The 13,071-nt window shown below is 70.1% G+C and carries 13 protein-coding genes and 1 pseudogene; 6 read left to right on the top strand and 8 right to left on the bottom strand.

Annotated elements, in window-relative coordinates; all coding sequences use genetic code 11:
* Positions 1-145: 145 nt before the first annotated feature.
* The 4 genes from ACESMR_RS18220 to ACESMR_RS18205 all read right to left on the bottom strand — a co-directional run bounded on the left by ACESMR_RS18220 (position 146) and on the right by ACESMR_RS18205 (position 5,391).
* Positions 146-2,512: an ATP-binding protein gene (locus ACESMR_RS18220; RefSeq protein ID WP_373048537.1), complete on the bottom strand. Its 2,367-nt coding sequence runs from the start codon at positions 2,510-2,512 to the stop codon at positions 146-148.
* Positions 2,513-2,607: 95 nt separating this feature from the next.
* Positions 2,608-3,867: a PAS domain-containing sensor histidine kinase gene (locus ACESMR_RS18215; RefSeq protein WP_373048536.1), complete on the bottom strand. Its 1,260-nt coding sequence runs from the start codon at positions 3,865-3,867 to the stop codon at positions 2,608-2,610.
* Positions 3,868-3,978: 111 nt separating this feature from the next.
* A complete protein-coding gene (locus tag ACESMR_RS18210; protein WP_373048535.1) occupies positions 3,979-4,689 on the bottom strand; it encodes a peptidylprolyl isomerase in 711 nt (236 codons plus the stop codon).
* 117 nt (positions 4,690-4,806) lie between these two features.
* Positions 4,807-5,391 carry an NADPH-dependent FMN reductase gene (locus tag ACESMR_RS18205; protein WP_373048534.1) on the bottom strand — a complete coding sequence of 195 codons (585 nt, stop codon included), beginning with the start codon at positions 5,389-5,391 and terminating at the stop codon, positions 4,807-4,809.
* A gap of 102 nt (positions 5,392-5,493) precedes the next feature.
* Here ACESMR_RS18205 and ACESMR_RS18200 point away from each other — a divergent pair, with 102 nt between their 5' ends.
* Positions 5,494-5,634, top strand: a complete 141-nt coding sequence (locus ACESMR_RS18200; protein WP_373048533.1) for a hypothetical protein — start codon at positions 5,494-5,496, stop codon at positions 5,632-5,634.
* A 250-nt stretch (positions 5,635-5,884) separates the two neighbouring features.
* Here ACESMR_RS18200 and ACESMR_RS18195 read toward each other — a convergent pair whose 3' ends face one another.
* Positions 5,885-6,424, bottom strand: coding sequence for a DUF1697 domain-containing protein (locus ACESMR_RS18195; protein WP_373048532.1), 540 nt, complete (start codon positions 6,422-6,424; stop codon positions 5,885-5,887).
* A 14-nt stretch (positions 6,425-6,438) separates the two neighbouring features.
* Positions 6,439-7,704: a hypothetical protein gene (locus ACESMR_RS18190; protein WP_373048531.1), complete on the bottom strand. Its 1,266-nt coding sequence runs from the start codon at positions 7,702-7,704 to the stop codon at positions 6,439-6,441.
* Between the two features lie 486 nt (positions 7,705-8,190).
* Between ACESMR_RS18190 and ACESMR_RS18185 the strand changes: the two genes are divergently transcribed.
* The 5 genes from ACESMR_RS18185 (at position 8,191) to ACESMR_RS18165 (ending at position 12,332) form a co-directional block, all read left to right on the top strand.
* Positions 8,191-8,583: a hypothetical protein gene (locus ACESMR_RS18185; RefSeq protein ID WP_373048530.1), complete on the top strand. Its 393-nt coding sequence runs from the start codon at positions 8,191-8,193 to the stop codon at positions 8,581-8,583.
* Between the two features lie 268 nt (positions 8,584-8,851).
* Complete coding sequence (locus tag ACESMR_RS18180) at positions 8,852-9,448, top strand: hypothetical protein (RefSeq protein ID WP_373048529.1); 597 nt, start codon at positions 8,852-8,854, stop codon at positions 9,446-9,448.
* A 517-nt stretch (positions 9,449-9,965) separates the two neighbouring features.
* Positions 9,966-10,349, top strand: coding sequence for a hypothetical protein (locus ACESMR_RS18175; RefSeq protein ID WP_373048528.1), 384 nt, complete (start codon positions 9,966-9,968; stop codon positions 10,347-10,349).
* Positions 10,346-11,818 carry an IS21 family transposase gene (istA, locus tag ACESMR_RS18170; protein ID WP_373048527.1) on the top strand — a complete coding sequence of 491 codons (1,473 nt, stop codon included), beginning with the start codon at positions 10,346-10,348 and terminating at the stop codon, positions 11,816-11,818. Before ACESMR_RS18175 ends, istA begins: the two co-directional genes overlap by 4 nt.
* Entirely contained in the window at positions 11,805-12,332 is a 528-nt protein-coding gene (locus ACESMR_RS18165; RefSeq protein WP_373048526.1) for an ATP-binding protein, read from the top strand. The genes istA and ACESMR_RS18165 overlap by 14 nt, the downstream gene beginning before the upstream one ends.
* Positions 12,333-12,398: 66 nt before the next feature.
* On the opposite strand, the gene ACESMR_RS18160 is transcribed toward ACESMR_RS18165, so the two are convergent.
* The gene (locus tag ACESMR_RS18160; protein WP_373048525.1) at positions 12,399-12,800 is read right to left on the bottom strand and encodes a hypothetical protein; all 402 of its coding nucleotides are present in this window, start codon (positions 12,798-12,800) and stop codon (positions 12,399-12,401) included.
* Positions 12,797-13,071, bottom strand: a pseudogene (locus ACESMR_RS18155) (hypothetical protein); the annotation flags it as partial. The pseudogene ACESMR_RS18155 and the gene ACESMR_RS18160, both read right to left, overlap by 4 nt.

The raw sequence follows: 13,071 nt of genomic DNA, 5'->3' as shown, positions 1-13,071 counted from the left end.
CGGTGGAGAACGACGGGCGGAACGGGTGGAGCAGGTGGCGCATGGAACATCCGGGGAGCGGGGTGCTGCTGATCTTGCAGCGCATTCTCAATTACAATTGCGCGCGACCTATAGCGCCCGCCTGCTCGTCCGTCAACGCGCCCGCTCAACCCGGTCTCGTGGCGATCGGGATCGCGACGCGGAAGGTGCTCCCCCGGCCCGGCGTGCTCTCGACGTGGATGGCCCCGCCGTGCGCCTCGATGAGGCCCTTGACGATGGCGAGCCCGAGCCCCAGGCCCCGCCGGTCGGTGCGGCTCGCCTGCCAGTGGCGATCGAAGAGGCGGGGCAGCTCCTCCGCTGCGATTCCGCGGCCGGTGTCGGTGACGGCGAACGAGACACCATCCGCCGCAGCGCTCGCCTGGACGGAGACGGCCCCACCCTCGGGCGTGAACTTGAGCGCATTGCCCAGGAGATTGGAGAGGATCCGCTGCAGCCCTCCGGCGTCGGCAAGCACCTGCGGCAGCTCGGGAGACGCGCTGCACGACAGCGAGATCCCGGCCCGCTCTGCGTGGGGACGAAAGAGCGCGCAGGTCTCCTCCACCACGGCAGCGGGATCCGTCGGTGCCAGCTCCAGCACGAGCCGACCGGAGTCGATCCGATCCACGTCGAGAAGATCCTGGATCATGTGATCCATGCTCTCGGAGGCTCGTCCGATCACCTCGACCTTCCTCCGCTCCGACGCTCGCTCGTCGCCAGTTCCCAGCTGGCGGAGCAGGAAGTCCGCGCTCAGGCGGATCGTGCCGAGCGGGTTGCGCAGGTCGTGCGAGACCGCGGAGAGCAGCTCGTCGCGGGCGCGCAGGGCCGTCTCGGCTTCGGCACGGGCGCGCCGCTCCATCTCGTGCAGCCGTTCGCGCTCCTGCTCGTTCTGCTTGCGCTCCGTGATGTCGGTGAAGGCGATGACCGCGCCCACGGTGACGCCACCCTCGGCGATCGGCCGAACGGAGAACTCGGCAGGGAAACTCGAGCCATCCTTGCGCCAGAGGAGGTCCGACTCGCTGCGCACGCCCGCACCGCCGCGGATGACGTGGGTGAGCGGGCACTCCTCCTCCGCGTAGGCGACGCCGCCAGGCCGATGGTGGTGGATGAGCGGGTGTACGGAGCGACCGAGCATCTCCGCTGGATCCCAGCCGAGCATCAGCGAGGCGGCGCGGTTGACCAGCGTGAAGCAGCCCGCACCGTCGATGCCGAGGATCCCTTCGTCGGTGGACTCGAGGAGCGCGTCCCTCGCGCGCTTCTCGCGCTCGACGTCCTCCAGCAGCAGCACCCGCCGCAGCGCCGCAGAAGCGGCGTCGCCGAGGGCCCGTGCGAGCTCCACCTCCTCGACCGTGTACGCGCCCTGCTCCGCTCGGCGGAGCAGCACCAGCGTACCGAGGATCTCGCCGCCCGAGCTGAGCGGCACGATGAGCCCGGTGCAGCCGGGGCAGCTTGCGGTGAGATAGGGCGCCATGCGTTCCCCGATGGCGCCCACCTCGGTCATGACCTGCGGTGCGTGTGACTCCATCAACTCTTCGGAGAGCGAGCCGGGATAGGGCACCCGCGTCCCCAGCGCCGGAACCCCCTTCCCCGCCACCGCGACGATCTCAACCTCGCTTCCCGGCTCCGGCACGTCGAATTTCTCCACGTACGCACCGAAGGCCCGGGTCAGCTCCACGGAGCGTTCCGCCGCCTTTTCGACGACCTCGCGGAAGCTCACCGAGGCGCCGAGCGCGCGCATGACCTCCTTGAGCGTGCGCTCCTCCTTCGCGTGGCGCTCGGCCCTCGCCCGGGCGTTCTCCGCGGATCGAGCGAAGGCGCGCTCACGTCTGGCGAGCCAGGCGACGACCATCGAGGCGACCATCGCGGAGGCGCCGAGCAGGGCGACGACGACGCTGAGGCGCCGAGCGGCGCGCCGGATCGACGTGCGGCGCTCGGCTGCTTCGGCGGCCAGCGCCTCGTCGAGCGAAGCCGCCTCCTCGAAGAGCGCCTCGAAGCGGGCCTGCTGCTCGGGCAGCTCGGCGAGGTAGGCACGGGCGCTGAGCTCGCCGGCGAGGAGCGCGTCCTGTCGCTCCCTCCACCGCGACGCCGCGGCGGAGAGTCGGCCGTGCAGCTCGAGCACCTCCGGGCCGAGGGGGCGCATGGCGGCCGCTGCGCGCTCGGCTGCCTCCTCCGCGTTGCGACGCTCGTCGCGGGCACGTTCGAGCAGCGCAGGATCGCCACCGAGGAGATAGGCGCGGGTCGCGGTGATCTCGCGGACCACGGCGTCCAACTGCTCCCTCGCCTGCACACGAGCCGGCTCGACCACCCGCTCGATCTCCTGGCGGATCCCGTCGATCCGCCGGTTGAACCAGGGCGGCACGAGGCTGAGCACGAGGAGCGAGGCGATCACGAAGGCGGAGGCGAGGTACGCGAGCCACTCCGGGACCGGCCGCGGATCGCGGCTCGCTCGGCGGCCAGCCGCTGGGGCGACACGGCGTGCGGGATCGGATCGCTCCACCGGAGATCAATGGCAACGCCTTACGCAGCAGGCAGCGCGCCCAGACGCCAACAGGTAGGAGAAGGCCGGAGCTCCTTGCGCGAGCTTCCCTGCGATCAGCCCGGGTCCCGGGAGACGGGCAAGTCGACCCAGAAGGCAGTGCCGCGTCCCGGCTCCGAGCGGACCCCGACGTCTCCACCGTGGGCTTCGACGAGGCGCTTGACCGTCGCGAGTCCGAGCCCCAGGCCGGACGCCGAGGGGCCGGGTCCGCGCACGTAGGGTCGGAAGATGTCGGCGTGCAGTTCCTTCGGGATGCCCGGGCCGCTGTCCTCCACCTCGACATGAACGCGGGCCTCGTCTCGCCGTGCGCGGACTTCGACGAGGCGGCGCTCCGGCGGGACGCCTTGGAGCGCGTCCACCGCGTTTCGCACGAGGTTGGTGAGCACGCTCGCCAGCACGCCGGGGGCGCATGCGACCTCGATCTCCGGGATCGCCTCGGCCCGCAGCTCCACGTGTGCCTGGTCTGCCCCCGGCCGGAGATCGGACAACGCGCCGTGGACGGCGTCCCGCAACTCCGTGCGCACGCCGGGAGCGGGGCGTGCGCCCGACCGAGCGAAGGCGAGCAGGCCGTCGACCAGGCCGCCCATCCGCTCGACCTGCTCGCCCATCTGCCGCACGGAAGCAAGCGAAGCCGGATCGAGAGCGGCGCGCCGCTCGAGCACCTCGAGGCGCAGCCCCAGCGTGGCGATCGGGTTCTTGATGTCGTGGGCAATCCGGGCGGCGAAGAGCTCGAGTTCGTCGGCGCGCACCTCGAGTTCCCGCTTCGCGTCGAGCAGGTCCTGGGTGCGCGCGTAGACCTCTGCGTCGAGACGTTCCAGCTGGACTTGCAGCTCGCCGGCGCGGTCGCTCGATTGCGCAGCTGCCTCGCGTGCGTCGATAAAGGCGGTCACGTCTTCGACCCGGTGGACGAGGAATTGGATCCGCCCCCGTGGGTCGCTCAACAGGAGGTTGACCGGCGCCCAATATCTCGTCTCGAACGTGCCGTCCTGCCGGCGAACGGGATACCGCTGCAACGCCATCGTGTCCGGCGCCCCGCTGTGGAGCACGCGCTCGAGAGACCTGCGGAGCTGCGACGTACCGGTCGGCGTCGGATCGCTCGGGTCGTCGGGGAAGACCTCGAAGAGCGGACGGCCGAGGATCTCCGCGCGGCGCGTCAGCGTGGCGTTGCAGTAGGCATCGGTGGCGGCGACGATGGTGAACCGAGGCGCGTCCGCACGAACGACGAGCAGCAGGGCTGGCGCCTCTTCGAAGACCTGCCGAAAGTCGAGCGCCGGCTCCGCATCCGGCGTGCCGTTCGACTCACCCTCCCGGGCCACTCCTCGGTCCCCTTTCTCGCAGGTGCCGAGCTGCCGGTCGCGTCCGATCCGGCTGCTACGATCGTGCGCGACAAGATGCACACGCCGCCGTGGCGACGCCGCGCCGGCGCTTCACTCGACGAGCCGGGCCGTCGTCACGTAGTCGAGGTCGGGAAACTCCGCGCGGAGGTATTCGTTCCCCTTGCTCTGGATCCTGCCCTGCGACGGCCCCTGCCCATCCGGGAAACCCTCGCCGTACCCAGCGTAGAGCGAGTCGACCACGTCCATCCCTTCGGTGACCTCGCCGAAGGGAGCGAAGCCCATCGCGTCGAGCTGCGAGAGATCGGTACCGCTGATGAAGAGCTGCGTGGTCCGCGTGCCCGGTCCGGCGGTGGCGAAGGCGATTCGTCCGCGCGTGTTCGACTCGACGACCGGGTCGTCCTCGATGGTCGCGTCGCGCCAGATGGACGAGATCGCGGGATCGCCGTGGATGCCGAATTGCGTGATCGTTCCGTCGAGAACGCGGAAGAAGGCCACGTCGTCGTAGAAGTGGTTCTTGACCAGGTTGAAGAAGCGGTCCGCGCCCAGCGGCGCCCATTCACGATGGACGACCAGCACGAAGGGGCCCTCGGTGGTCTCGAAGCGCACCGTGAATTCGGCTGGCGCCTCCTCCGTGAGCTTGCTCGGATCGAGGAGCGCATCCGGCCCTGGCTCGGGTTCGGGCTCCGGCTCGGGTTCCGGCTGCTCCTTGCCGGGCAGCGACTCGGGCTCGTCTTCGGCCCCGCATCCCGCGAGAAGGGCAACGGCAAGGCAACCGAGAAGCGCGATCCACCTCGTGCTCACATCTACCTCGATTCGTGTGGGGGTCCACCAGCGCGTGACCGCAGGACGATACCGGATTGGTCGCGGTCGTGTCCCCGCGGTTTCACGTCCCAGCTGCGCCGGCTCACGGCGCAGCGCTCACGACCCACCGCGGACGGCTGCGCCACGGAGCGCTTCGAGGACGCCGCGCAGGGCGTCCCGCAGCGCCGCCAGCTCCTCCACGTTGCTGCCGTCGGGCAGGAGCCCTGCCGAGGCCGCGATGACGCAGGGATCGGTGAGGAGCTGCGCGCCCATCGTGCGGAGCGTCTCCGCGAGGGAGGCCTGCGCGTGGGTGGCACGCGGCGCTGCGTTCAGCAGGGCCACCGGCTTCGCGTAGAGTTCGCCGCTTCCCACCAGCCAGTCGAGCGCGTTCTTCAGGCTTCCCGGGACGCCGTGGGCGTACTCGGGCGTGCAGAAGAGCACGGCGTCCGCAGCAGCCACGTCTCGACGCAGGGCCTCCACCGCTGCCGGCGCTCTCGCCGCGTCCAGGTCGGGGTCGAAGTGCGGCAGGGCCGAGAGGCCGCCGTAGAGATCGACCTCGACGGCGGGAGCTGCGAGGCGCGCCGCCCCGAGGAGGACGGCGGTGGTGTTGGAGCCCGCCCGCAGGCTCCCCGAGATGGCGAGGACCTTCATCATGTCGGGTGAAGCCTCGCCGACGGACACCGAGTGGTCAACGTCCGTCATCTGACGCCATGCGCCAGTGGCCGGCTTGTCACCCCGGCGCTCGAAGCATGCCCCCGAGGGTTGCGCCACAAACGTCAATCACCACCGGAGGGGCCCCCTGCCATGGAACCCGACCTGCCCGTCCATCCGGCCGCGTTCGCGGTCGTGCGCTGGATCACCCGGCTGATGCTGGCCCTGCAGGTCGCGAGCATCCCCTGGGCAGGCTGGCTCGCCCTCGAGAACTGGGACCGCATCAAGGTGTGAAAGCGCAGCCGGCGACGCGCAGGCAGCGTGGCCAGCGAGGGCATTTCCAGATGACCAAGCGACGGGCGCGGCTCCGCGGAGGGGCTGCACCCGTTCTGCCTCACCGTCGACCGGGACGCGCCCCACTACATCCCGCGCATCTTCGGACCGGGGCGCTACGCAACGCTCAGCCACCCGCGGCAGCTGCCCGAGGCGCTGGTCGAGGTGCTGCGCCGGCTCGTCGCCAGCTGAGGCTGGTGGGCTCGGGCGCTCAGCCGCCGAGCAGCTCGTGCAGCTTGCCCACGGTCTTCCAGTTGCGCGTCGTGAGCGTGCCGCGGACCCGCAGCTTCGCCAGGGCGGCGGCGAGCGGGCTGCGGCCCTGGCCATTCGGGTGCCAGGTGTAGATCTCGCGGCCCTGCGCCACCAAGGCCTCGTCGCCTGCGGCCGCGACCGCGGCGAGCGGCGCGAGCGCCTCCGCGCCGGGCGGCTCCGAGAGGAAGGTCACGCAGAGCTTCGTGGGCTCGTCGGTCGCGTCGGGGAAGGGGTTGCCCTCGACCACCTGCCGCAGCTCGGCCCCGGTGCGCAGGGTGATCGGCACGGGCCGTCCCATGAAGCTTTGCAGCTCCGCCTCGATCGCGGACGCGAGCGCTGCGGGCGAGCGGCTCGTCTCGAGCACCGCGTTGCCGCTCTGCACGTAGGTCTGCACCGCCGTGCAGCCGAGCCGCTCCAGCATCGCGCGCAGCTCCGCCATCGGCAGGCTGCTCTTCGCGCCGACGTTCACGCCGCGCAGTAGCAGGGCGTAGCGCGCCATCATTTCTCCTCGTGCTACGGGTTGGCGGTGAAGTGCCATTCGGTATAGCCGCCGGCGTCGCTCTCGGTGCGCCCCTGCAGCACGCCCGTTTCCAGGCTCCCCGGCCCCACGGCCCAGTAGCCGGCGATCTCGTCGACGGTGAAGGGATCCGAGGGCGGGCAGGTCCAGGTCTGCGTGCCCACCCACCAGAGGCTGCCACTGCCGCTGAAGATCGGCTCGGCGTGGTGGAGCTCGACGGTGAGCTCGCCGTCCGCCGCCGTGACCTCGTGGCTCGCCGGATCGAGATCGATGGTGCAGTCCGTCTGCGTCCAGGAAGCCTCGAGGGTGCCAGAGACCCGGTAGATCACTTCGGAGCCGCCGGGCAGCGTGCGGTCGTAGTCGAAGCGGAGCTGGGCCACGTCGGTGACCACGAACTGTCCGTTCGGCCCGTCGTCGCTCACCGAGACGGTGGTGGTGGTGCCGACGAGCGAGCAGACGCCCAGGGGGCAGCCCTCGGTCACCTCGATGTTCGAGACGAGCTTGCCCGCCTGCGTGCCGCCGCTGCGCACGTCGACGCTGACCGCCACGGGGTTGCGCGCAGGGATGGTGGCGGGTGCGGTGAAGGTGGCGCGGGTGCCGCTCGCCGTGACCGTTCCGGTGGCTGGGGCGCCACCCTCCACGCCGTTCACCTCCCAGGCGCCGAGCTCCGAGGCGTCGTCGAGGGTGATGCAGAGCGGCAGGAGATCCACCGGCTCTTCGCCATTCGCCTCGCCGATGCAGAAGAGCACCTCGAGCTGCAGCGTGCCGCCCGCAGCCACCTGCGCCGAGGCGGGCTCGAGTTTGAGCATCTCGATGAGCGCCCAGTCGGAGAAGTGCGTCGTCGAGGCCCGTACCGTGCGGGATGCGGAATCGATCTCGCGCCGGGGGAGCGCCCGCCAGCTCTCGCCAGCGGCACGGAAGGCGACGCCCAGGCCGCCGGCGCTCGTCACCTCGGGGCCAAAGGCGAAGGCGAGCTGCACCGGCGCGAGGAAGATCTGCCCCTCCGGCGAGAGACGGTAGGCGGTGCCGACGCCGTGGGGCGCCGTGTCGGTGAGCGGCTCGATGGCGAGCTCCACCTCCTCCGCCAGCGCCCCGGCGGGGATCTGGAGGCGCAGCACGCCGTCCGCGGAGGCGAGGTGCCCGCCCGAGGGGCCGATGCGCCCGCTCGAGGGGAGCTGCTGCTCGCCTTTTGTGCCGCCGGCATCGGCTTCACCGCAGCCCACCACGAAGGCAAGCGTGTGCAGCGCGCAGGTCCACCGCATCGAGAACCTCCCGTTGGAATCAGGGGGCGATTGTAGCGCGAGCTGCGTTCTGCCGATCCTGCTGCTGGTCCGGTTGGACGTTATTTGGGCCCTGGTACTGCGTTCCGCATCGCATCAGGCGATCGCGAGGATGGGGGTGGGGCCAGAATCTGCCGATCCGCTTGCCGATGTGGCGCCGCCGGGGGGATCGCTCGCGACTCACGCGCAGAGGCGGACACGGGAGGCCGCCGTAGTTGGCGGCGCTCGCACATTGGCGGGCCTCACCTCCGTCCGGCCGCCGGCTCATCGGGCGATGGGAGGGTGCCAAGATGAGTGCCGAATCGCGTCCCCGCCACCGCTCGCGTTTCGCGCCGCCGCCGCCTCCCCTGGGGCCCGCCATTCCCGTGTGCCCCGCCTGGTCGCCTCCTGCAAGGGGCTAGCCCGAAGGCCGTGGCAGCGCTACCGCTCTTCTTCACCTCGTACACCTTTTGGGCCAAGGGGGCACCGATGCGAATCGCAATGAAGGACGTGGACGTCAAGCTGCAGATTCCGGGCGCTGTAATTCGACTGGAGGAGAATTTTGGCGAGGCCGGAGACTTCGGGAGCATGAGCGCCGAGCACTTCTCGCTCGCCAAGGGCGTCGATACGACGCAGCTCTTCGTCGGGCTCGATGGCGACCTCTGCCAGTGCCCGCACTGGGGCTATGTCGTCAAAGGCGTCGTCACCACCACCGATGGCGCGGGGAGGGAAGAGACGGTTCGGGCGAATGACCTGTTCTACTGGCCCGCGGGGCACAACGTGAAGGTGCTCGAGGACGCGGAGCTGATCATGTTCAGCCCCCAGCAGCCCCACATGCAGGTGGTCGACCACATGCGCGAGAAGGTTCGCGCTGGGGGCTGAGCGAAGCAGGACCGGCGCCGGGCCCGAGCCGCACTGCACACGCAAGGGCGCATTTCCGCGCGCGCCAGCGCACAAGCCCAGGTGCCGAGCACGAATGTTGTCCGCCCGACAGCGAGCCGATCCGGCCCTACGCGGCGGAGGACATGATGCGGATCGAAGTCCAGCAAGAGCACGCGAAGCGGCCGCTGTCCCTCCCCATGGCAAGCGCCAGCTTCGCGCTGCTGGCCTGGCTGCTCCTGCGCGTCGTGCTCTGGCTCGGCCTAGGCCTTTGGCGGATGTCGCCCGGCGAGAACCAAGCGACGTTCGCGCTCGCATCGCTTTCGCCGCCCTCGCCCTCCTCGTCACGCCGCTGCTCGTGGTTGCCGCGCTGGCGCCCAATCGCATCCGGCGCAGCCGCTCCTTCGCTGCGTTACGCTGGGAGGTGCTCTGGCTGGCCTTCGCGATCCTGCTGTGCGGGGCGGTGGCCGAATTCACCTTCTGGAAGGAATTCACCACCCGCTTCAACTTCATCGCCGTCGACTACCTGCTCCCAGCCCACGAGCTGATCGGCAGCGTGGTCAAGTCGTATCGGATCGGCGCCATCCTCGGCGGCATTGGCGTGCTGGCGCTCGCGCGGACGCTGCCGGTGTCTCGCCTTATCTGCGCCAGCCGGGAGCCGCGCACGTTCGGTCACCGGCTTGCCCTGCTGGGGCTCGCGATCGCGCTGCCCGCCGCGACTACCGAACGGCTGTCGACGGCAACCGCGATCCGCAGCAGCTTGACGGTCCAGGTCGATGGAAGGTCGCCGTGCGGGTGGCTTGCTGGTCGTGCTGGGGGAGTCGGGGCCGCTGGCCGAAAACTGGCTCACCCTGCTGAACGCGGGTAGCTCCGGCGATGCGGACAAAATGATGAGGGCCCGGGTCTTGACCACCCGAGCCCTCCGGTCGGCCGCGGACGCCGCCGACCGTTGGCTGTTTCTCCCACGCATCACGCTGGGCGTCCAGCTTCGCTTGTTCGCGGAGCGGACGTGGCCTGTGGATGCCCCTCGAACAGCAAGGGATCTCCAGCACTTCAGCTCCACTGCGGGTGGTGCAAGGCGCTGTTCGTCGTGTGCAGCAGCTGCTACCGCGGACAGGGCTACTGCAGCCGCGAGTGCCGCGGCCTGAGTCGCTCGGAGATCAACCGCCAGAAGTCCCGCCGGTACCGGGCAACGAGCGCGGGGCGGGAGAACCACCGGGAGCGGCCGTGGGCCTTCCGCGCCCGCCAGCGAGACGAGACGGCCGCCCGTCGCGTGGCTTACCCGGGTTCCGAAAAAGTGGACACACCGGTGGACTCCCCGCTGACGGCCCCACCGACGCCGCCGAACACCGGCAGCCTCGCGTGCGGCCCGGGGAGCATGGGTGATGGAGCCATACCGCGTGGCGTTCCGGTTGGATCACCGGAACGTCCGGCTGGTGCTGACGGCACCGACGGGCGACGAACTGCTGCGGGCGTCGCTGCCGCCACCGGCGACGTTCTGGTCGGGCAAGCCGGCGAGAGTGCTGCTGGAGAGCCTGTCCATCTGGCTGGATGCGCCGCTCCGCGTTGTGCTTTCTGCGGACGATCCTGCGGATGGCTTCTCGCTGGAGCTCGCCGACGAGCTCGGGACCGGGCTGCGCACCGTGTTCTACGAGGTCATCGCCGCTCGGCCCGGGGGCCACCGCCCGAAGAGGCTCCGCGGTGTCGGTGACTTTCGGGACGTTCACCAACTCAGCCTGCGCGACCGACTCCCGGGAGGTGACCGGTGACGATCCCGCGCGAGTTGGAAAACGAGATCCGGGTGCTGCACTACGGCGAGCACCTGCCGGTGGGCACGATCGCCAGCAACGTCGGCGTGCATGTCGACGTTGTCAAGCGGGTGGTGGGTCTGCTCGAACGCCGCCCGCCCTCGCTGCCCCGGCCCCTGCTCGTCGATCCGGTGCGGGACTTCATCCGGGTGACCCTCGAGCGCTACCCGAGGTTGGTGTCCACGCGGCTCTTCGACATGGTGAAACCCCGAGCCTACGCCGGGAGCGTCCGCACGCTGCGCGAGTACGTGAAGACGGTGCGGCCCGCGCCGAAGCGCGAGGCGTTCGTGCGGCTCACGCATCTGCCGGGCGAGCAGGCACAGGTGGACTGGGCGCATGTCGGCAAAATCGACGTGCCCGGCGGTGGGCAACGTTCGCTCTGGCTCTTCGTGATGGTGCTGTCGTGGTCACGTGCGATCTGGGCCGAGTTCGTCCTCGACCTCTCGGTGTGGTCGCTGCTGCGCTCGCTCCAGCGCGCCTGCGCGTACTACGGCGGCACGCCCAGAGAGTGGCTCTTCGACAACCCCAAGATCGTGGTGCTCGAGCGGCACGGTGACGCCGCACGGTTCCACCCGCAGCTGCTCGATCTCGGCGGCCGCTATGCCGCCCGGTTGCGGCTCTGCGGCGTGCGCAAGGCGAACGAGAAGGGGCGCGTCGAACGGAACATCCGCTACCTGCGCGAACGCTTCCTCGCCGCCCGCACTATCCGCAGCGTGGAGCAGGGCAACCGTGAGCTGGGCGAGTTCCTCGCGGAGATCGCGCTGCCGCGCCCCCACCCGACGCTCCCGGGGCGGACCGTCGGCGAATGCCTCGAGGAGGAGCGTGCGCGCCTCCTCCCGTTCCCTGCGCCACCGGTTTCCACGGATCAGATCCTGCCGGTGCGCGTCGACAAGACGGCCGTCTGCCGCTTCGACACCAACATGTACTCCGTGCCTCCCGAGCACGTCGGCAAGACGCTGACCCTCGTTGCCGACGATCGTGAAGTCCGATTCCTCGACGGCGCCAATCCCGTTGCGCGGCACGCACGGTGCTGGGGCCGCCGCCAGCTCGTGGAGGCGCCCGAGCACCGGATGGCGATCCTCGACCAGAAGCGCGCCGCCAAAGAGCCCAAGGGGCGGGATCGGCTCCGAGCGGCGGTCCCCGGCATCGACGCTCTCTACGAGCGGTGGGTGGATACAGGCCGCAACCTGGGCTCGATGACGGCGCGGACGTTGAAGCTGCTCGACCTCTACGGGCCCGATCTCCTCGCTCCAGCCGTCGCACAGGTCATCGAGAGAGGGCTGCACGATCCCGGTGCAATCGCCTCGCTCTGCGAGCAGCGCCGCCGGGCCGAGCGTGCGCCCGTCCCCATCGATGTCCCGCTACCCAGCCACATCCGCGACCGGGACGTGATCCCGCACGATCTGGAGACTTACGATGAAAAACGCTGACGCGATTACAGGCGGACTGCGGGGGCTCGGAATCCGCGCACCCGAGGATGCGTTGCGTGCGCTGCTCGCCCATCTGACCAAATCGCGAGTCTCTCCCGTCGAGGTTATCGAGCAGCTCGTCGCCCTGGAGCGGCGCGAACGCGATGCCCGGAACCTTGCGCGCAGAACCAAGGGCGCGGCCCTCGGCAGCTTCAAGCCCCTCGACCAGTTCGACTGGAATCACCCGCGCTCGATCGATCGCGGCTTGTACGAGGAGTTGCTCGAACTCGCGCTCCTCGACCGTGGGGAAAACGTACTTTTCCGAGGCCAGAGCGGCGTGGGCAAGACCAGCCTCGCGCAGAACCTCGGTCTTGCCGCGCTGGAACGCGGGCGCTCCGTGCGCTTCACCACGCTCGCTGTGTTGGTTGCCGCGCTCTCCCACCGGCAATTATTCGTTCGAGCCCACCGGCGTGGATGGAGCAGTTCTCACAATCGATGCTCCGGTGAATCGCCCGATGTTGGGGGCGTGCAGTGAGAACGGAAACGGGGGCACGCCGGCGGCGTAGGCCGCGCGACTGCCCCCGAGGCAGGCTGAGCATCGTCAGAGCAGACGGAGTTGCCTGCCGGGATCGGGCGGTACCATCCGGCGGAGCTGCGCACGATAGTTCGGAATCCGCTGCATCCGAGCCAGCACCGCAGCGATTGCCGAAGAGCGCCCGGCGGAGATCCCCGCGGCGAGACGCAGCGGCTCGACGAGCGCGCGTGAAACCGTCCAGACGGTGAGGCCGCTGGCGATTGCGACTCGGCCGATCGAGTCCTCGCGGAGCAGCGTATCCGTGAGGATCACGTCGGCGACACCGCCGGCAGCGAGCCAGGCGACAAGGGTCTCCCGTGCGTCCTCGGTACGCGGCACCTTCACGCTTTTGACGCGCCCGTCCCTGCCGACGACCGCAGCGACGAGCGCACGCGGCCCCATCCACAGCCCGCACGCCCCGCCGTTCATGACACCTCCGCGACCGCCGCCTGCAGGTGCTCGATGGTGACGGTCCGCTCCTTGGCGAACGTCGCCGCGATCAGCGCGTGGTGACAGAGGAGATTTACCTTCCGCGGCAGACCGTTCGTCGCCTGGTAGATCGCCTCGATGGCCGCCGGCTCGAACAGCGGCAACTCGCAGGCGGCAAGCCGCAGCAGGTGAGCGAGGTACTGCGGCAGCTCGTCGCGCGAGAGGCCGGGCAGGTGGTAGCGCATGACGATCCGCTGCCCGAGCGCCTCGT

It is taken from the genome of Vulgatibacter sp., from assembly GCF_041687135.1.
Lineage (GTDB): Bacteria > Myxococcota > Myxococcia > Myxococcales > Vulgatibacteraceae > JAWLCN01.
The sequence above is the reverse complement of the archived record's forward strand: the minus strand, read 5'-3'. Positions and strand labels throughout refer to the sequence as shown.